The sequence below is a fragment of the Halomonas sp. AOP43-D1-4 genome (assembly GCF_052446175.1).
Lineage (GTDB): Bacteria > Pseudomonadota > Gammaproteobacteria > Pseudomonadales > Halomonadaceae > Vreelandella > Vreelandella citrativorans.
Genome location: NZ_JBQSVY010000017.1, coordinates 38,688 through 58,818, shown reverse-complemented (window position 1 = coordinate 58,818; position 20,131 = coordinate 38,688). Strand labels below are relative to the sequence as shown.

Below are 20,131 nucleotides of genomic sequence, written 5' to 3'. Positions count from 1 at the left end.
GCTTCAACCCTCGCGCTTTGCGCCGCTCGGCAAGCTGGGCGGCGGAAAACAGCAGCAGCTTGTCTTTATCTCTTGGGGTTAATTCCATAGGGCGCCTCCATCAGAATCGATTAAGTTAACCAAATACGTGGAATATGGGCCTCGCGCTCAATCCAGCGCGGGCGCAGCAATTGCCAGGCCTGTTCGCACAGCGCCCAGGCTTCATTTCGTGAGTCACCCAGATAGCGCAGCAATAAAACGTCCTGGCGCACCGTTACCGCCCAGCGTGGGTTATCCGGCAGGGCATTACGCAGCTCCTCAATCGCCGCTGGCGCATCACTCATTCCCACCGCCCAAAGCGTGGCCTGCACCGTAGCGCCGCCCTGCCCCCAGCGCCCCATAAAGCGCGGGTGTAACGGGTCTAACGGCTGGCGTTCTAGCCACAGCGGCTTGCCATCCAGCGTCAAACGAAAATACTGCTCAATGCGTCCTGATAAGTATGGCAACTCGCTCGCCGGGCGGCCCAAGGCCATGACTTCCCAGCCTAAACAGCGAGCACTGCCGTGAAGATCAATATGGGTACGCTGTTCGCCTTTAGAGCCATCAAAGGCAATGGTTTCCTGAGGTAGCCACTCAAGCGTTGCGCCATCGGCGACCTCAAGTTCAGTGCGCTGGCTCCAGGCCACGCCTTGGCTATCGGCCTTATAAAGCTTATTCGCCGCCGGGGTGGTCAACAGGGCATGTGCGCCCTGCTCGACGTGAGCCTTGATGGTGAGCGCGTCGCCGCTGACCAATCCGCCGGGTGGGTGCAGTACGTAGATATGGCACGCCTCCTGGCTGCCTTCAGGATAAAACGGCCGCTGGACCCGAAGTGGCCCTTGGTGGCGTGCCTGGATTAACCGCGTGGCGCCATCGCGCTTGGCAAAACGCAGCGCCAGTGAGGCCGCCCAGTGGCGTTCCTGGTCAAAGCGGTGGCCGGAGCCCGCAAGCGGTGGGGCGAGTTCGCGCAAGGTCATGGAAGACAGTCGCATCCTTTTGAATAGGTCATAGCCTTTCAAATGCAAGGAATGCGCCAAAATGGGGAAAAGTGGACTTTTACTATCGCTGCAAAGTTTTAGCCGTCATAACCCATCAGCACTAACGGCTTTTTGCACCAAAAAAGATCATTAAAAGGGTCGGCCGCACCAAAAATAACAAGTAGTTAACCGCCCCTTGTGTGGCAAAAGACCACACGCCCAACACTTCTTATTTGGGAACTTTCCGATACTATTGGGCCATCCTCCGTCAACAGCTTGTCTGTTGCCCACCAAGGTAGATGGCTTCGTGCAGTTACAATGCTCAGCAAACAAGCTCTGGTATCGCATTGCGCTTTGTATGGCGTTTGTGGCGATGCAGCTGCTGTTAGTTGGGCCGCTGATTTCACAGTATCAGTCCGATGGGCAACATCACGCGCATCACGAAGCTAGTCATCACTCTAGCCATCAAGGCGGCGGTCATCATCAACATACTGCCCCTCAAGCAAGCCACCATCATCATGCGGGCCATGCTGAAGAAGTAGAACCGATATTCAACTGGTTCCACCAATGTGGTTACTGTGCCATCTGGCAACAGTTTCCAACGGCGCATACCTCTCTCCCTCCGATCAGCTTGCAAGCGTTTATTACGCATGACCAGCTGCTGACGCAACCGACACAGGCTATAAAGTCCTGTGATAACTACCCCCACGCGCTAACGCGCGCCCCGCCCTTTTTTCGGATCGTATAACGCCACATCGTCAGCCTTTTTAGCCTGAAGTTTGCTTCTGGCTGGCGGCTGTCTACACCAAAAAAAGGGATCATCATGCCGCATCTAACTATTGGGCATGGCGTCGTTACGCCTGCCCGCTTAAAAAACCGTTTTCAACGACACGTACTGACATTAAGCGTCGCTGCCGCATCGAGCGTTGTTGCTCAAGGCGTATGGGCACAGGCGCCTGCCGCTCACCACGAGCATCATCATGCGTTAAACACGATGGTCGTGACCGCTGTACCGCTAAGCTCACCGCTCACGGTGGAAACCGACCCGCGTATACCGCGGCAACCGGCCCCTGCCAGCGACGGCGCCGACTACCTTCAGACCATCCCCGGGTTCTCTGCCATTCGTAACGGTGGCACCAACGGTGATCCGGTGTTCCGTGGCATGTTTGGCTCACGTCTTCGCGTGCTGACCAATGGCAGCCAAATGCTAGGCGCCTGCCCGGCAAGAATGGATGCGCCTACGTCTTATATCTCACCTGAAAATTACGACAGCCTCACCGTCACCAAAGGGCCGCAGTCCGTTCTGTGGGGCCCCGGCGCTTCAGCGGCAACGGTGCGCTTTGACCGCGGCCCGGAGGAGTTCGATGAAGCCGGTGTGCGAGTGGATGGCAGCGTCATGCTGGGTACCTATGGGCGCTTTGATCGCCGCATTGATGCCGCTTTAGGCAATAAAGACGGCTACCTGCGCATTACCGGCAATCAATCCGAAGCTAATGACTATCAGGATGGCGATGGCAACGCCGTGCCCTCGTTATGGGATAAGTGGAACGGTGACATAGCGCTTGGATGGACACCCGACAACGATACCTGGCTTGAAGTCACCGCAGGCCGAGGAAACGGCGAAGCGCGCTATGCCGGGCGAGGTATGGATGGCAGCAAATTTCTGCGCGAAACCGTGGGCATCCGTTTTCAGCGCGAGAATTTAGGTGAACACTGGAAACGTCTGGAAATGCAGGCCAACTATGCCTATGCCGACCATATTATGGATAACTTCACGCTGCGCTCACCGGGCAGCATGGACATGGGTGGTGGCATGGACATGGGCAGCGGCATGGACATGGGTGGTGGCATGGACATGGGCGGCGGCATGGACATGGGCAGCGGCATGGATATGGATGGCGGTATGGACATGAGTGACGGCATGGCCATGCGGCTAGACCGTCGCACCCGCAGCGCGCGCGTCGCATCAACGTGGGAGTGGGAAAACACCACGTGGACGGCCGGTGTCGATGTCGAGCATCAGGTACATCGCAATCTGGATGGCGAACACTGGCAGCCCGACTACGAGCAGACCCAGTTTGGCGCCTTCAGCGAAGTCACCCGTTTTATCGATGAACGTGACCGTCTTATTGGCGGCGCCCGCGTAGACCGCTACCGCGTCAGTGACGAAAGCCTGGACACAGCTACCACAGGCCTCACCCGCCGCGACACTCTGCCCAGCGCTTTTATCCGCTATGAGCAGGATTTAGCCTCAGCACCGGTCACCTGGTATGCCGGGGTCGGGCATGTGGAGCGCTTTCCCGATTACTGGGAATTGAGCTCTAGTCAGGCAGGCCCGGCCGGTAGTTTGAATGCCTTTGACGGTGTTCAACCCGAAAAAACCACCCAGTTGGATATAGGCGCGCAGTATAACGACCAGCGCTTAAGCGCATGGGTGTCCGGGTATGCAGGATACGTTAACGATTTCATCTTGTTTGATTACAACACCGCGGGCATGGGCGGTACTCAGATCGATAACATTGATGCTCAGATTGCGGGTGCCGAAGTGGGCGCTAGCTATCAACTAACCGACAACTGGGTAAGCAATGCCTCGCTGGCCTATGCCTGGGGGCGAAATGCCAACGACGATGAGGCATTACCACAGATCCCACCGCTGGAAGCCAAGGTCGGCCTGACCTATGCACACGATGACTACTCTGTGGGTGGCCTATGGCGTGGTGTTGCGGCACAAAACCGTATTGCGCTCGAAAAAGGCAATGTCGTCGGCCAGGATCTGGAATCGTCGTCAGGCTTCGGGGTGTTCTCGCTTAACGGTGCCTATCAAGCAAGCAACCACCTAACGCTAAGTGTGGGGGTGGATAACGTTTTCGATACCACCTACACCGAACACTTGAATCTGGCGGGTAATGCAGCCTTTGGCTATCCCGCTGATTTGGATCGCGGCATTAATGAGCCTGGCCGCATGGTGTGGGCACGGGCCGACTTCAGCTTCTGATTCATTCAGGTGCTCAGTAGAGCACCTGTTTACCCTTACCGCTTAAAACCACCAGGCTAGATGCCTGGTGGTCTGGAGAGACTTCATGTCGACCACGTCACCCCCACAAGAAGGTAAACGCAAGACCTTCGACCTGTATCGCGCCGTTTGGCGCTGGCACTTTTACGCCGGCCTTTTGGTTCTGCCGTTCATGATCACCCTGGCAATTACTGGGGGCCTTTATCTTTTCAAGGACGAACTGGATGCACTAATACACGCTGATGTGAAGCGCGTAGCCGTTCAAGAGGCGACGCTCCCTCCCTCTACGCTGGTAAGCGCAGCCCTTACGGCTCACCCTGGCACTGCCGTAAAATTCACCGACCCCGCCACGCCGAAAAGCTCGGCGGAGATCACAGTGAATACTGCCTCGGGCGAGCGGTTAGCCGTTTACGTCAATCCGTATACTGCCAATGTGCTGGGGGCGCTGGATGACCGCGGCACGGTGATGTGGACCGTTCGCTATCTGCACAGTTTGAAATACTTTGGACCTACAGCGCGCAAACTGATTGAAATAGCCGGCGGCTGGGCAACCCTGCTAGTGCTCACCGGCATTTACCTCTGGTGGCCACGGCGTAAAGGCAAAGGCGGCGTGATTAGCGTGCGCGGCAAGCCAAAAAGCCGCGTGTTCTGGCGTGATCTGCATGCCGTGCTGGGTATTTTTGTCGGTGGGTTTATCGTCTTTCTGGCGATCACCGGAATGCCTTGGTCGGGCGTGTGGGGCGCGCAGGTTAATCAGTGGGCTAACGGTAACAATTTCGGCTACCCCTCTGGTGTGCGCGTTGAAGTGCCCATGTCGGAAGCGCGTTTAAACGCGCAAAGCCCGACAAACTGGTCACTCGAACAGGCACAAATTCCAGAATCCACACAGGGACCAGGCCAGGCAACGAGCATTGGCCTTGACGGCGCTGTCGCCATCTTCGATGAGCTGGGATTGCATCATGGCTATGCGGTCAGCCTGCCCACCACAGAGACCGGCGTGTACACCGGATCAGTCTATCCTAATGACCTTAGCCAACAGCGCGTGGTGCATCTTGATCAGTACAGCGGCGAGCGCTTGATCGACATGAGCTACTCCGATTACGGGCCCCTGGGTCGCTGGTTGGAATTTGGTATCAACGTGCATATGGGCCAGCAGTTTGGTCTGGCCAACCAACTGCTCTTTTTGACCGTGTGCGTGGCGATTATCCTGCTGGCGGTATCGGCCGCAGTAATGTGGTGGAAGCGCCGCCCCTCACGCGCAATGGGCGTACCGCCACTACCGGCAGACAAACGCGTTTTCCGGGGTCTGATTGCCATTCTGGCGATAGGCGGATTGATTTTCCCGCTGGTAGGCGCGTCGTTGATCGTCATGCTGCTGCTTGATTGGCTGATTGTGCGCCCGCTCCAGGAGCGGAGGCTGGTTAACCAGCCAAGGTAACACCTCAGTTTCTATCACTCCCTCTTTCTGGCCCCCTTGGGGCCAGAAGCTCAGGTTTATCTAAATCTCAATTTACGCCTCTCGCTCTATCTTTCCCGCTACTCACACGCGCCACAGAATAGCCACTATCGGTATGCCTTCAAGTATCGAACGATGCCAGCGCAAGACCCGTTGATGCCTTGGCCAACTAAAGCGATACATTAATAGCGCATTTGCGCTTATTGCCTCATAAACTCATGCCTATTTCAGTCTACCTCAGCACGTTTATCCGCTTGACATTAAATTATTTGCGCCACAAACTTAGCCGAGGCTATACTTGTTTCCACAGCGCAAAATGATTACACGGAGTAACACTGCTTCGTCTACTATCTACCTCATGTCGAGTCTGGAGCTTAATAATGGCAACAAAACATGCTGTGATTCTATTGGGAATGCTGCCTTTCAGTACCTTGGCAGCGGCTGATGAAACGCCCCTCAACGTGGTGGCAACCATTGGCATGATTGCCGATGTGGCACAGGAGGTAGGCGGCGAATGCGTTAGCGTCCAGGCCATGATGGGCCCCGGGATCGACCCGCATCTTTTCCAGGCCAGCGCCAGCGATGTTTCGCTGTTGCGCGGCGCCGAACAGATTCTTTACTCGGGCTACGCCCTGGAAGGCCAGCTGGGTTCGGTGCTGGAAAATTTCTCTTCGCGCACCCCGACGCTTGCTGTCGCGCCCTCTTCGATCGACCCTTCATCGCTGATTACCGCGCAGGATATCTACGGCATCGATCCGCACCTGTGGATGGATGTTTCGCTTTGGGCGCAAACGCTGCCGACGCTAAGCGATACCTTTATTGAAGCGCGCCCCGACTGCGCGGATACTATTGAGGCCAACACCGAACGATACCAGACCGAACTGTTGGCGCTCCACAAGTGGGTCAAGGAGAGTATCGCGACCATTCCCGAGAGTCAGCGCGTGCTGGTGACCGCCCACGATGCGTTTAGCTACTATGGGCGCGCCTACGATATCGACGTTGAAGGTATTCAAGGCATCAGCACCGAAACCGAAACCGGCATTGCCGATATCCGCAACATGGCGACGAGTGTGGTAGAGCGCGACGTACCGGCGGTGTTCGTTGAAAGCACCATCAATCCGCGCACCGTCCAGGCGGTGATCGACGCGGCCAAGCAGCGTGGCCATGACGTTGTGGTTGGCGGCGAGCTTTATTCCGACGCCATGGGCGATGACGGTACCGTCGACGGCACCTATATGGGTATGATCTACCGTAATACCCAGCATATCGTTAACGCACTCGGCGGCACACTTTCCCCACTGCCCGATGAGCTCAACGACTGGGCAAGCGAGTGGCAGCTCGACCAACAGGGATAAAAGGGCATACTCTCGATGGTAACATCTGCAAGTGCCGAGCCCGCTCTCAGCATCAACAATTTGACCGTGAGCTATCACAACCAGCCCGTGCTTTGGGATATCAATCTCGATATCCCGGCGGGCGTGATGGCGGGAATTGTCGGCCCCAACGGCGCAGGCAAAAGCACGCTGATCAAAAGCCTTTTAGGGCTGGTGCCATCGCTTTCCGGCGAGGTGCTGGTGCACGGCAAGCCTTATGCCGCCCAGCGCAAGCGAGTGGGCTACGTGCCCCAGCGCTCGAGCGTGGATTGGGACTTTCCCACCACCGCGCTCGATGTGGTGACCATGGGCCTTTACGGGCGCCTTGGCTGGTTCAAGCGCCCCGGGCGCCGAGAACGTAAAGAGGCGATGGACGCGCTCGACATGGTCAGCATGAGCGAGCTTGCCCACCGCCAGATCAGCCAGCTTTCCGGCGGCCAGCAACAACGCGTGTTTCTGGCCCGCGCACTGGTGCAACAGGCCGACGTTTACTTTCTGGACGAACCCATGGCCGGGGTCGATGCCACCACCGAACGGGCGATCATCGATATACTGCGCCGCCTGCGTGATGCGGGAAAGACGCTTATCGTCGTCCACCACGATCTGCAAACTGTCGGTACCTACTTCGACTGGCTATTGCTACTGAACGTGCGCGTGATTGCCAGTGGCGACGCCAAAGACGTTTTCAAGATCGACAACCTCCGCCAGGCCTACGGCGGCCAGATCGCGCTGCTGGGTGACCACGAGTCATTAACGTTTCCCGCCTCAAAAGTGACCTGACCCATGCAGTGGCTCGAACTTCTATCGGATTATACCTTTCAAAACGTGGTGATCGGCGCCTCGCTTCTGGGCCTGATCAGCGGCCCCTTGGGCTGCTTTGCGGTGCTGCGCCGTCAAAGCCTGCTGGGCGACGCCATCTCCCACGCGGCTCTTCCGGGAATATGCCTGAGCTTCATCATTACCGGCAGCCGCGATATTGGCGGCATCATGATCGGCTCGCTTGCTACCGGCTCTCTTGCCGCGCTGATCATGCTGCTGCTCACCCGCAAAAGCCGCCTGAAAACCGATGCGGGGCTAGGCGTTTGCCTGAGCCTCTTCTTTGCCGTTGGTATCGTGCTGCTCACCTACATTCAAGGCACCAGCAACGCCGCCCAGGGCGGGCTTGAGGCCTTTTTATTCGGCCAGGCCGCCGCCACGCTGCGCTCGGATCTGTGGGTGATGGGTGGCGTGACGCTGGTAACGCTTTCGCTGCTCGCCGCCTTCTGGAAGCAGGCCAAGCTGGTCACGTTCGACGCCGAGTACGCCCGAACGCTTGGCATGCCCGCCACGGCCATCGAGGCGACACTGACCGCCATGGTCGCACTGGCGGTGGTGGTCGGCTTGCAGATGGTCGGCGTCATTTTGATGGCGGCGATGATCGTTGCCCCGGCGGCGGCCGCGCGCCAGTGGAGCCGCCACCTGGGCACCATGCTTGCCATCGCGGCGGGCGTGGGTATCGTCAGCGGAGTCTCCGGCGCGACGATCAGCACGCTGTCGCGCGGGCTTGCTACCGGCCCGCTGATCGTACTAACCGCCACGGCCATCGTGCTGCTGTCGCTGGCGCTGGCGCCAGGGCGCGGGCTTTTATGGGGCATCATGAAACACTACCTCCAGAAAGCCGAGCTTCAAAAACGCCAGCTTCTCTACACGCTATATAAACACCCGGCCCGGCCTGCATCACGGCGTTTATCGCTGAGCGCACGGCTCACCCTTGCCCTGTTAAAACGCCAAGGCTACCTGACCCGCTCACAAGGTGAAGCGGACTGGGGGCTGACGACAACAGGGCAGGCAAAAGCGCGCCAGGTGGTCGCCACGTTCGAGGAGGTCGCGCCATGATCGCAGAGCTTCTCAACAGTACCGCGCTTCCCATCATTCTGGTCGGCGCCATGGTGGGTATCGCCTCATCAGCGGTGGGCACGTTTTTGGTGCTGCGCGGCAACAGCATGCTGTCGGATGCCATCAGCCATTCGATCGTGTTCGGCATCGTGATCGTCTGGATACTGACCAAGCAGCAGAGCGGGCCGGTGCAGCTCATCGGCGCCGCGCTGACCGGGCTTTTGACAGTATTTCTCACCGAGGCGCTGGCCAATACCAAGCGGGTGAAGCAGGACGCCGCCATCGGACTGGTGTTCCCAGCACTCTTCTCCATTGGCGTGTTACTACTCAATATCTACGCCCACGACGTGCATATCGACACCCACACCGTGCTGTTGGGTGAAATCGGGTTTGTCTGGCTGGATACCGTCGAGCTTTTCGGCCTGCCGATTCCCCAGGCGCTGGTCTCGATGAGCGTAATGACGCTGCTCAACTACGCGTTTATCGGGCTCTTCTATAAAGAGCTGAAGCTCGCCACCTTCGATCCCGCGCTGGCCAAAACCTTTGGCTTCATGCCGACGATCCTGTTCTATGTACTTTTGATGCTGACCAGCTCCACCGCCGTGGCGGCCTTCGACGCCGTGGGGGCGGTGCTGTTCATCGCCTTTGCCATTGTTCCCGCCTCCGCCGCCTATTTGCTGACTGACCGCCTGTGGATGATGTTCATTTTCGGCGCGCTGATCTCGATCGCCTCGAGCATTTCCGGCTATTTCCTCGCGGTGCATTTCAACGTCTCCATCGGTGGCATGATGGCGGTAATGACCGGCGTATTTCTGATACTGGCCTTTTTGGGCGGGCCGCGCTACGGGCTGATTACCCAAATGCTGAAGCGCCGCCGGGCGCGGCAGGCGCCGATGGAGCCGCCTTCATTGTTTTGAAAGGCTAAACGCCAGACCAGGGCGCCACTTGCAACGACGAAGACGCACGCTTTTATAAAGGCCCTATCCACGTGAGCGCTCGTTCAGTATTACTAGCGCACCAGTAATAAGCGCTCGCATACCTTCCTCTAATTCCGCCTCCATTTCGGCCTCCTCCAGGCCGCGGCTCGCCCCCTCGACAGGCTCTTTCCCCACTACCGAATAAATCGTATCGGCGACGGAAAAGCATTGAAAAGCTATAGTCGCCAGAAGCCAGCGAGCTTGCTCCTGGGAGATATCATAAACCTCAGCAATATGGTTTTGATGTGCACGAATTTTTTCAATCATGGGCTGAGTGGCAGCCAAGCGACGGATCACATAGGGCGTTAATCCTGGGTGAGCTTTGACAAACTCGCTTATCGATGCGGCAAAAGTGGATAGATACTCTTTCAATTCCCCGGGCGCATCATTGGAAGCTCGTGGAATATTCCAACGTTGAAATATTTCTTCGGCCACTAAGCATTTCAGCGCCTTTAAATTGGGCACATGCTTATAAAGCGCCATATGGCTGATGCCTAGCGCGCTGGCCACCCCGACAAAGGTGATGTTGGGTAGGCCGATTTCGATACCCGCATTCGCAATACGCTCAAGCGTGATGGTAGGCGGCCGCCCGCGTGCTTTAACTGGCTGTTGCGTGGTCATATTGCATCCTTAATCGCTGACGTTCCTTATCTAGCCACTCACTCACTTTAGGGTCAATTAGTTGATTGGCATGCAATTATATTAATTAGTTTATTGCCATGAAACTAATTATCTATTAGCCTATTTAAACGCGACTAATTCTCGTTACAAACTACTGCTATGCAGGTTCGATAATCCCCTATGGCCGAGTCATAACGCTTCATGAGCACGCACGATACATCGAGATCCCAAGGTAAGAGCCCCATCAGCCAAGTGTTGGCCCCTATACGCACACGGCTTTTTGCCGCGGCAATGCTGGCGGGCATCGGCACGATATTAACGATGGTGCCGCTTGCCGGTATGGCACATATCGCCAAGATTCTTGTGTCTGATCCAGGCGCCGCCTGGGAGTTATCAACCGCCAGCATGCGTGAAATCGGCTGGGTGGTAGCAGCCAGCATCGTGAGCCTCTTTGTCGGCATGGGGTGCATGTTTCTCGGCGAGCTGGTAGCGCACCTGGCGGATAACAAACTCACCTACCAGCTACGCTTGGCTGTTATGCGACGCTTGTCCCAAGCACCGCTTGGCTGGTTTACCAGCCGCGCATCCGGCGACGTAAAACAGGCGATGCAAGACGATATTGCGACGCTGCACAGCCTGACCGCGCACTTTTACACGGCGGTAGGACGCGCGTTTGGCGCCTTACTGATCTCGGTGGTCTACCTGATCATGCTGGATTGGAAAATCGCCGTTATTACGTTACTGCCTCTTCCCGGTTTCTTTCTTTTCCTGCGCCGACTCATGCAAGCCAGCAAAGCCAATATGGGTGAGTTTATTGCCCAGCTTGAGCGCATGAATAACGCCATTAATGAATTTGTCTGCGGCATTCCCGTCGTCAAGGCCTTCGGTACGACCGGACAAGCCTATCGTGGCTACCAAGCAGCAGTGGATAGCTTTGCCCATGCATTTGAGCAATTTACCCGCCCTCTGGTCGCTTCTATGGCACATGTTCATGCGATGGTGACAACGGTGACGATATTGGGACTGGCGCTCACGGTTGGCATATTTTGCGTCGCCAACGGCTGGTCAGAACCGGTCGATCTGTTGCCATTCATTCTAGTAGCCCCCGGTATCTGTGCTCCGTTACTGCTGCTGCATACCTTGCTGCACGACTTAGGCAGTGCCGTTGGCGCCGCCCAACGCGTCATGGCACTGCTTGAAACGCCGGTATTGCCATCAATCCCCTCCAGTGAGTGCCAGCTCCCCAACGATCATGAAGTTCGCTTTGAAAATGTCAGTTACGTCTATAACAATGCCCAAAACGGGCTATCGAACCTGCACTTTACTCTTGCACCTGGCAGCGTTACGGCGATTGTTGGCCCTTCGGGGGCAGGCAAATCCACCCTGGCACGCCTGATGCTGCGCTTTTTTGACCCCACCCATGGGCGCATTACGTTAGGCGGGGTGGATCTGCGCCATCTTGAGATGTCAACGCTCTACCAGCGGATTGGTTTTGTTCTGCAGGACGTGCGTCTGATCCATGCCAGCATTCGAGACAACATTGCGTTGGGCCGCCCTTCGGCCAGCCAACAGGAAATCGAGGATGCCGCTCGCGCGGCGAATATTCACGAACGTATCGCCGCACTCCCTAACGGCTATCGATCGATGGTTGGCGAGGATATTCAACTGTCAGGTGGCGAGCAACAGCGCGTCAGTATTGCCCGCGCCATGTTACTTGATCCGCCTCTATTGGTGCTGGACGAGCCGACAGCAGCGGTTGACGCCAGCAATGAGCTGGCCATCCAGCAGGCTCTGTCGCGTTTAACCCGGGGGCGGACGCTTGTGATTATTTCGCATCACCTAAAGTCGATCATCCACGCCGACCATATTCTGGTACTCGATGGCGGCACGGTTGCTGAGCAAGGCAATCACGACCAGCTACTGGCCAGCAATGACCTTTATGCTCGCCTTTGGGCACTGGAAGAGAAAACAAACTCACTGGAATCGAAGGTGGCAGCGTGCTGAAAATGCTCAATCAACTGCTTGGCGAAGACACCGCGCTCTTGCGTCGCTATCTCGGTCTGGTCACTGTCTATGGTGTGCTAAGCGGTCTGACCATCTTGGCCCTTATCCCTCTTCTCTATTACCTCCTGATTGGCCAACTCAGTGTGGCCACCACATGGCTAGTAGTGCTGCTTTTCGGCATCCTAATCTGTTGGGGAGTGCGATGGCACGTGGAGCAGGCAGGCGTCCGTGTCGGCGTCGCCATCTTGCAGTCGGGCCGCCATCGCCTTGGCGAACACGTGATCCATCTGCCGGTTGGCTGGTTTACCGCGACAAATACCGCGCGCCTTAGCCATGTAACCACGCAGGGTATGATGGCGGTGGCCCAGCTTCCTGCTCACGTCTTTACACCGGTGATCAGCGGGCTTGTCACGCCTATCGTTCTCCTTGCCGCGCTATTGGTGTTGCATGCACCGCTGGGCATTGCGGCGCTGGTCGCGCTGCCGCTACTTTTGGGGGTTTTATTACTCACCGCCAAGCTTGCCCAGCATGCCGACAGGGCCTTCCAGCAACACTTTTCTGATACCAGTCAGCGCATGGTCGAGTTCGCCAGTGCCCAGACAGTCTTACGCGCCTTTAGTGGGAACAACCACAGCACACGCTTCTTAGAACAGGCCATGGAACAACAGCACCGCTCGGGAACAAGGCTGGCTTGCCTATCGGCACTTTCGGCGCTGCTCAATGCCTGGGCAGTGCAGACAGTCTTTGCCGTGCTGCTGATCGTCACAACCCTGTGGATCAATACGCTTTTGGAAGGATCACTGACGGCAGCGAGCATTATAAGCGTCATCATTGCGCTGGTACTGGTAAGCCGGTTCGTCGAACCGCTGCTGGACATCGCTCAACACAGCGACATTTTGCGTAGTGCAAGGGGGCAACTCGAAGAGATCCAGGCGATTTTCGACGCTGCCCCCCTAACCGAGCCAACGGTCCCTCAGCCACCGCGCGATGCCTCCATCGAATTGAGAGCCGTCCGCTTTCGCTATGCGCCGCATGAGCCCGACGTGCTCAACGGGGTTAGCCTATCTATCACGCCCGGTAGCATGACCGCATTGATCGGTGAGTCAGGTTCAGGCAAGACCACTCTGGCGCGCCTGGTCGCGAGATTTTTCGATGCAGATCACGGTAGTGTGCTCGTCGGCGGCGTGGACGTCCGCGATATGTCTAGTACCCAGCTGGCGGATCACGTCAGCCAGATCTTCCAGGAGAGCTACCTGTTTGCCGGCAGCATTGCTGACAATATTCGCTTTGGCCATCCCGACGCCAGCGATGCCGACCTGATGGACGCCGTGCGTCTGGCCGGTGTCATCGAGATCGTCGAACGCCTGCCCCAAGGATTGGACACACCAGTGGGCGAGGGAGGCGCCCGCCTTTCCGGCGGCGAACGGCAGCGTATCGCCATCGCCCGAGCACTCATTAAGAATGCGCCCATTCTGCTGGTGGATGAAGCGACTGCCGCACTGGATGCGGAAAATCAAGCCATCATTACCCAGGCGCTGGTGCGACTGAGAGGCCAACGTACGCTATTGGTGATCGCCCACCAACTCTCTACGGTGAGCATGGCTGATCAGATCATCGTGCTAGATGACGGACGCATCATTGAGCAAGGCGCGCCCGATGAACTGCTCGCTCAGCAGGGGCGATACGCCACGTTTCTTGACCAACGCCAAACCACCAAAGGGTGGCGCATCACCCCGGATAAAACGGGAGAAACCTCACAGTGATGCGCGTGTATCTGCCTCTCCTGTTTGTATTGCTGTGCGGGATGTCATTACTGACAGGCGCGCGGCAGATAAGCGGGTACCAACTTATCACCCTGTCAGATGATGCTTGGTTGACGTTGACGGCCAGCCGACTGCCGCGCCTGATCACGGTGTCCTTGACCGGAGTGGGCCTCGCGATTTGCGGTGTGATTTTGCAGCATATCGTGCGCAATAAGTTCGTGGAGCCCGCCACCTCGGGTGGGCTTGATGCCGCCAAACTGGGCATTCTCGTATCGCTGTCTCTAATGCCTACGGCTGGCGCTGGATCACGAATGCTTGCAGCCCTGCTCTTCTGCTTCGCTGCGAATGTTGTCTTTATCGCTATCGTTCGCCGCATCAAGTTCACCAACACGGTACTGGTTCCCGTCATCGGCTTGATGTACGGCGGCGTGCTAAGCGCCCTAGCCGAGTTCTACGCCTACCGCCATAACATCCTGCAAAGCATGCAGGGCTGGCTGCTGGGAGATTTTTCAAAGATCGTCCAGGGCCATTACGAAATCATCTACCTAATCCTGCCGGTCGTTGTGCTCGCCTACGTCTACGCTCATCGCTTCACGGTGCTGGGCATGGGCGAAGACATGGCGACGAGTTTAGGCGTGAACTATCTCGTCACCTCCGCCATTGGGCTGATGCTGGTGGCCATTACTGTCTCGGTCACGGTCATCGCGGTGGGCGCCATCCCCTTTGTCGGATTAGTGGTTCCCAATCTGGTAGCGCTCTACTACGGCGATAACCTGGCTCGCACCCTACCCGCCGTAGCACTGTCGGGGGCAACACTGCTGCTGGTCTGCGACATTGCGGGACGCCTGCTGATCTATCCCTTTGAAGTGCCCATCGGCTTAACGTCGGCTTGTGTCGGAGGCGTGCTGTTTCTGATCCTGATTGTCAGGAGGGCACAGTGATGACTATCAAAGCTCGCCACACCGTTTGGGCGGCCGTGATCGCTCTTGCGCTCGCTTTTGTCTTTGTACGCTCCGGTTTCGACTTCGAGTATGTGATACCGAAACGACTTGAGCGCTTGGCCACCATGGTGATCGGTGGCATTTGTGTCGCCTGGTCCGCCATTACGTTTCAGAGCCTTACCGGTAACCGGATATTAACGCCTGCCATCATGGGCTATGAGGCCGTCTATCTGCTGTTTCAGGCCCTGTTGATGCTGGTGCTGGGCACCCACAGTCTGATGGTGCTCGGCGAGCATGGCAACGCCGCACTCTCGGTCCTGCTGATGCTTGGCTACTCCTGGACGCTGCATCGATGGCTGTTTAGAGACGGCAGAGACAATGTCTATTTCCTGCTGCTGGTAGGACTGGTACTGACAATGGTCATTACCACTTTCACACAGTTCGTTCAGCTCAAAATGAGTCCAGGCGAGTTTTCCATTCTGATGGGTTACAGCCAAGCCGCTTTCGGTAACGCCAGCACCACACAACTGCTATACGCCACACTGATCGTGGCCGCGATTTGTCTGGTGGGACTGAAAAGCCTCCCAATGCTAGATGTGCTCTTGCTGGGCAGAGAGCAGGCCATGTCACTTGGCATCGATTATCGACGCTGCGTGCAACACCAGCTCTTTCTGATCGCCTCGCTGGTGGCTGTATCGACCAGCCTGCTTGGCCCCACGGCGTTCATGGGCATTTTCGTGGCCAATACGGCCTATGCGCTTGCAGGCACTTACCGTCATCGGGTCACGCTACCGGTGGGTTGTGCCCTCGCCATCGCCCTTTTCATCCTCGCCCAACTGCTGGTCGAACATCTCTTCAACTACACAACCACCGTCGGCATCCTCGTCAACCTCGTATGTGGGGCTTACTTCCTGTCGCTGATGGTGCGTACGCGAGGCGCAGCATGATCACGGTTCAAGACCTTCATAAAACCTACGGCGACCGTTCGGTGCTATCGGCGATCAATCTCTGCTTTCCATCAGGTCAGTTGACGTCCCTGGTGGGCCCCAACGGCGCGGGTAAGACGACGCTTCTGATGATGCTCGCGAGACTACTTAAGCCCTCTCGGGGGGATATTCGACTCGACGGCTCCCAGGTAACGCGCATTCCCATCAGCGAGTATGCCAGGCAGGTGGCCACGCTACGCCAGACGCCTGAGTTCAACCTACGCCTGACCGTCGAGGAGTTGGTCGCCTTTGGCCGCTTTCCCTATAGCCGTGGCACACTCACTCGGCACGACCATCGTGTGATTGACGACGCCCTGTCGTTTCTATCGCTGACGGCACTACGCGGTGCTTATCTGAACGAGCTCAGCGGCGGCCAACGCCAGATGGCGTTCCTGGCCATGACCATTGCACAGCAAACCGATTACCTGCTGCTCGACGAGCCACTGAATAACCTCGATATCAAACATGCCGTTCAGATCATGCAGGCTCTTCGCCGTCTCTGCGACGAGCATGGACGAACGGTCATCCTGGTCGTTCATGACATCAACTTTGCCGCCAACTACTCCGATTACATCGTCGCCATGAAGGATGGGGAAGTGCACTGCGATGGCAACGTCACCGACGTCATCACCGAACGGCGCTTGAGTGAGCTTTACGGACTGAAGTTCGACATCGCCCATAACGAACGCGGTTATCTATGTAATTACTTCAAGCCCTCAGGAAACCTGGAATGAAACGATCTCTAAACAACCGCTTGGCACGCCTTCTCCCACTCGCCTTGGTGGCGTTGCTACAAGGGTGCGATCAGCCCTCAGCCAACAATATGTCCGCACAGGAGGCCATAACACCGATCACGATTCACCACGCGCTGGGAAGCACCGTGATCGATCACCGTCCACACCGGGTAGCGGCATTAGACATGAATGAAGTCGATTTTCTGGATCAGTTGGACGTTCCGGTGGTGGGCATGCCAAAGGACTTTATTCCCCATTTTCTGGAGAAGTATCGAGACGACCCGACGATTGAAGATCTGGGCGCTATCGTACGCCCTAACCTTGAGCGAGTGCATCGCGCTAACCCTGACCTCATTCTTATGACGTCGTTACAGGCCAACGACTATAACGAGCTGACTCAGATCGCACCCACGCTGCACTTTGACGTGGATTACCGCAACAGTCAGACCAACCACATTGACGTTGTCATGGATCATCTCATGGATCTTGGGCAGATCTTTGGCAAACAGAAATTGGCCCGTCAGCGGGCAGCCGAGCTGGTTCATACCGTCGAGGAGGTCCGGCGTGTTACCCAAGGCCGCCCTGAGAAAGCCCTTATCCTGCTGCATAATAATGGGGCCTTCCACTCCTTTGGCGTGCAGTCACGCTACGGCTTCATCTTCACTGAATTCGGCGTTGCCCCCGCCGCTCCCGACATCGATACCGGCCTGCACGGCCAGCCGGTTTCTAGCGAATTCATCCAGCAGGCCGACCCCGACATCATCTATGTCGTGGATCGTACTGCCGTAATGGAGCACCGGCCCACCATGAGTACCGACAGCCTGGCCAACCCCCTATTACGCCAAACTAACGCCTGGCGAAATGACCGGGTGGTCTTTGTCGACCCCGAAGCCTGGTATGTCACCGCCGCCAGCGTCAGCGCTCTGGCGATCATCGCGGATGACATTATCGACGGCTACCGGCACTAGCAGACCATAGCACTAAAGCACTAAAGCACCTAAAAAAACGCTTTCATCGACTGCTTCAATGCGCCTTTTAACAGGCGCTCAATTGAAGCGGTGTAGTTCCTCTGTGTTTAAAAATGGAGATCGACATGCCCTTACATTGCCACCACCGTCCCCTACAGCCGACGAGAGCACTACATTGCGCCTCTTGCTCAAACCCTTTATCGCTCGTCAGGAGCGCATTTCTGCTCGCTCTGAGCGCGAGTGCTGTCATGCTGCTGTCTTCACAAGCTCTCGCACAGGCCCAGGAGACCGAGACCCGCAGTACTACTGCCCTAGCACCCATCACCGTACACGGAGAAGCGACATCCGTTAACGATACGTATGCCGGCGGCCAAGTCACCTACAGCAACCGGGCGGGCTTCCTGGGGAAAAGAGACTTCATGGAGACGCCTTTCAATGCCATCAGCTATACGGATCGCTTTATCCAGGATCAACAAGCTCAGAGTATTACCGATGTAATTGCAGCGACGGATCCGAGTGTCTTCAGCAACGGCGTCACCAGTGCCTGGAGCGAAACCTATTCGATCCGTGGTTTTGACGCCAGCACACGTGACGTCACGTTCGGTGGTCTGGCCGGGATGGCCCCCTACTACCGTACGTCTCCAGAAATGTTCGAGCGTATCGAGGTGCTCAAGGGGCCTTCGGCACTACTCAACGGGATGCCGCCAGGTGGCTCCGTTGGCGGTGCCATTAACCTGGTTCCCAAACGGGCTGGCGATGAACCGTTGACGCGTTTCACCACCACGTATATGTCCGACGCCCAGATTGGCGGGCACCTTGATGTCGGCCGACGCCTGGGTGACGACCAGCAGTTTGGCGTTCGCGTTAACGGCGTATACCGCGACGGCGAGGGGGCTGTGGATAACCAGACACCAAAGGTTCAAATGGGCTCTCTGGGGTTGGACTGGCGCGGTGATCACGCTCGACTATCAGCCGACTTGTACAGTGCGGACGACCATATTGATGGACCCGCTCGAGGTATCAACCTGGCCCCCGGCCTGGCAGTTCCGACGCCTCCCGCCCCCGATACACTGATCAACCCGGACTGGGCCTTTGCCGACACGCGCGACAAGGGGGCCATATTGCGTGGCGAATTCGACTTTACCGACGAGATCATGGGGTACGCGTCAATAGGTCAAAGCGAAACCAATTACACCTACAACGGTGCCATGTCAGCCCAGGTGCTTGATGATCAAGGCAACTATCGCACAAGCGTTGGTCAGCTTGCCTTCGATGTCGAAAAAACATCGGCGGAAGTCGGGGTTCGCGGTCACTTCCAGACCGGCGCTGTCAGTCACGACATCAGCGTCAATGCCACCCATTATGAGCACGAGCAGCACGATTACGGGCGCAGAAGCGTTCCCGATGCGGACTGGATCACCAACCTATACAATCCGCAATGGGGCCCCGCCGCTGATTTCATTACACCGCACATCATGCATACAGAGCTACGCTTGAACAGCTACGGTTTGGCAGACACGCTCTCGTTTGCCGATGATCGCATACAGCTGACGCTCGGCGCCCGACGCCAGGAAGTGGTGAGCGACACCTACAGCGTGATGACCGGCACACGTATCTCCCGCTATGATGAAAGCGCGGTCACACCCGCCGCAGCACTACTTTTCAAAGCGACCGACCAGGTATCGCTCTACGCCAACTATATCGAGGGGCTCAGCCAGGGGGCCACGGCACCTATGACTGCCGCCAACGCTGGTGAGGTGTTCGAGCCTTACAAGACCAAACAGAGCGAGGTTGGCGTGAAACTTGATCTGGGTGATTTTTCACACACGCTTAGCCTGTATGAAATAAAGCGGCCCAGCAGCTACACCGACCTGGCAACCAATATCTTCTCGGTTGGGGGCGAGCAGCGGAACCGAGGAGTGGAGTGGAGTTTCTTCGGCAGTCCTCTCAGCAACCTGCGCCTGATGGGGGGCATCGCTTATGTAAACCCAGAAATCACGCGCGCCGCGAGCGATGAAGAACAAGGCAATCAGGCAACCGGCGTACCAGACCTGCAAGCCAAGCTAGGCACTGAATGGGATCTATCCGTAGCACCAGGGCTGACACTGACCGCTAATGCCACCGCGATGTCAGAGCAGTACATTAATAGTGACAACTCCCTATCAGTACCCGGACACACTATTTATGACGTTGGAGCACGCTACGCCTCTAACCTTTCCGGCTATCCACTCACACTGCGTGCCACTGTTAACAATGTGACCGATAAAACGTACTGGGCAATGCCACAACTCTCAAGCCTCGCATTAGGCGCCCCCCGCACCTTTATGTTTTCGGCCTCACTGGACTTCTAGACGACTGTAACAAGCGGTGCTAATGCCATAACACCGAATATTTTTCACTACTAACTCCGTAAAACCTCCCCACC

The 20,131-nt window shown here is 56.9% G+C and carries 17 protein-coding genes; 13 read left to right on the top strand and 4 right to left on the bottom strand.

The genetic code is table 11. The annotated features are described in order from the left end of the window. From ACT3RQ_RS15815 to ACT3RQ_RS15805, 3 genes are all read right to left on the bottom strand, one after another. Window positions 1-88: urease subunit gamma (locus ACT3RQ_RS15815; RefSeq protein ID WP_444680836.1), on the bottom strand; the 88-nt coding region annotated here is incomplete at its 3' end. Window positions 89-110: 22 nt separating this feature from the next. Next, window positions 111-995, bottom strand: coding sequence for an urease accessory protein UreD (locus ACT3RQ_RS15810; protein WP_087110721.1), 885 nt, complete (start codon window positions 993-995; stop codon window positions 111-113). Between the two features lie 403 nt (window positions 996-1,398). Then, on the bottom strand, window positions 1,399-1,605 hold the full coding sequence (locus tag ACT3RQ_RS15805) for a hypothetical protein (RefSeq protein ID WP_225733841.1): 207 nt from the start codon (window positions 1,603-1,605) through the stop codon (window positions 1,399-1,401). 213 nt (window positions 1,606-1,818) lie between these two features. Here ACT3RQ_RS15805 and ACT3RQ_RS15800 point away from each other — a divergent pair, with 213 nt between their 5' ends. From ACT3RQ_RS15800 to ACT3RQ_RS15775, 6 genes are all read left to right on the top strand, one after another. After that, window positions 1,819-3,990, top strand: coding sequence for a TonB-dependent receptor domain-containing protein (locus tag ACT3RQ_RS15800; protein WP_087110717.1), 2,172 nt, complete (start codon window positions 1,819-1,821; stop codon window positions 3,988-3,990). A gap of 85 nt (window positions 3,991-4,075) precedes the next feature. Then, on the top strand, window positions 4,076-5,446 hold the full coding sequence (locus tag ACT3RQ_RS15795) for a PepSY-associated TM helix domain-containing protein (protein ID WP_087110715.1): 1,371 nt from the start codon (window positions 4,076-4,078) through the stop codon (window positions 5,444-5,446). A gap of 398 nt (window positions 5,447-5,844) precedes the next feature. After that, window positions 5,845-6,819: a metal ABC transporter solute-binding protein, Zn/Mn family gene (locus tag ACT3RQ_RS15790; RefSeq protein WP_087110713.1), complete on the top strand. Its 975-nt coding sequence runs from the start codon at window positions 5,845-5,847 to the stop codon at window positions 6,817-6,819. Window positions 6,820-6,834: 15 nt separating this feature from the next. After that, window positions 6,835-7,617: a metal ABC transporter ATP-binding protein gene (locus tag ACT3RQ_RS15785; protein WP_087110711.1), complete on the top strand. Its 783-nt coding sequence runs from the start codon at window positions 6,835-6,837 to the stop codon at window positions 7,615-7,617. A gap of 3 nt (window positions 7,618-7,620) precedes the next feature. Next, window positions 7,621-8,712: a metal ABC transporter permease gene (locus ACT3RQ_RS15780; RefSeq protein ID WP_087110709.1), complete on the top strand. Its 1,092-nt coding sequence runs from the start codon at window positions 7,621-7,623 to the stop codon at window positions 8,710-8,712. Then, complete coding sequence (locus ACT3RQ_RS15775; protein ID WP_087110707.1) at window positions 8,709-9,629, top strand: metal ABC transporter permease; 921 nt, start codon at window positions 8,709-8,711, stop codon at window positions 9,627-9,629. Before ACT3RQ_RS15780 ends, ACT3RQ_RS15775 begins: the two co-directional genes overlap by 4 nt. A 63-nt stretch (window positions 9,630-9,692) precedes the next feature. Here the strand turns inward: ACT3RQ_RS15775 and ACT3RQ_RS15770 are convergent, their stop codons facing one another. Further along, window positions 9,693-10,310, bottom strand: coding sequence for a TetR/AcrR family transcriptional regulator (locus ACT3RQ_RS15770; protein ID WP_087110705.1), 618 nt, complete (start codon window positions 10,308-10,310; stop codon window positions 9,693-9,695). Window positions 10,311-10,511: 201 nt separating this feature from the next. On the opposite strand from ACT3RQ_RS15770, the gene ACT3RQ_RS15765 reads away from it, so the two are divergent. From ACT3RQ_RS15765 to ACT3RQ_RS15735, 7 genes are all read left to right on the top strand, one after another. Further along, the gene (locus ACT3RQ_RS15765; protein WP_087110703.1) at window positions 10,512-12,314 is read left to right on the top strand and encodes an ABC transporter ATP-binding protein; all 1,803 of its coding nucleotides are present in this window, start codon (window positions 10,512-10,514) and stop codon (window positions 12,312-12,314) included. A gap of 2 nt (window positions 12,315-12,316) precedes the next feature. Next, a complete protein-coding gene (locus ACT3RQ_RS15760) occupies window positions 12,317-14,077 on the top strand; it encodes an ABC transporter ATP-binding protein (RefSeq protein WP_225733845.1) in 1,761 nt (586 codons plus the stop codon). Further along, window positions 14,077-15,018: an ABC transporter permease gene (locus ACT3RQ_RS15755; protein ID WP_087110699.1), complete on the top strand. Its 942-nt coding sequence runs from the start codon at window positions 14,077-14,079 to the stop codon at window positions 15,016-15,018. Before ACT3RQ_RS15760 ends, ACT3RQ_RS15755 begins: the two co-directional genes overlap by 1 nt. Next, window positions 15,018-15,965 carry an iron chelate uptake ABC transporter family permease subunit gene (locus tag ACT3RQ_RS15750; RefSeq protein ID WP_087110697.1) on the top strand — a complete coding sequence of 316 codons (948 nt, stop codon included), beginning with the start codon at window positions 15,018-15,020 and terminating at the stop codon, window positions 15,963-15,965. Before ACT3RQ_RS15755 ends, ACT3RQ_RS15750 begins: the two co-directional genes overlap by 1 nt. Beyond that, window positions 15,962-16,738, top strand: coding sequence for an iron ABC transporter ATP-binding protein (locus tag ACT3RQ_RS15745; RefSeq protein ID WP_087110694.1), 777 nt, complete (start codon window positions 15,962-15,964; stop codon window positions 16,736-16,738). Before ACT3RQ_RS15750 ends, ACT3RQ_RS15745 begins: the two co-directional genes overlap by 4 nt. Next, the gene (locus ACT3RQ_RS15740; RefSeq protein WP_172116955.1) at window positions 16,735-17,706 is read left to right on the top strand and encodes a siderophore ABC transporter substrate-binding protein; all 972 of its coding nucleotides are present in this window, start codon (window positions 16,735-16,737) and stop codon (window positions 17,704-17,706) included. Before ACT3RQ_RS15745 ends, ACT3RQ_RS15740 begins: the two co-directional genes overlap by 4 nt. Window positions 17,707-17,954: 248 nt before the next feature. Next, window positions 17,955-20,057 (top strand): TonB-dependent receptor, encoded by a 2,103-nt coding sequence (locus tag ACT3RQ_RS15735; RefSeq protein WP_303393867.1) that lies wholly within the window; start codon window positions 17,955-17,957, stop codon window positions 20,055-20,057. Window positions 20,058-20,131 lie beyond the last annotated feature (74 nt).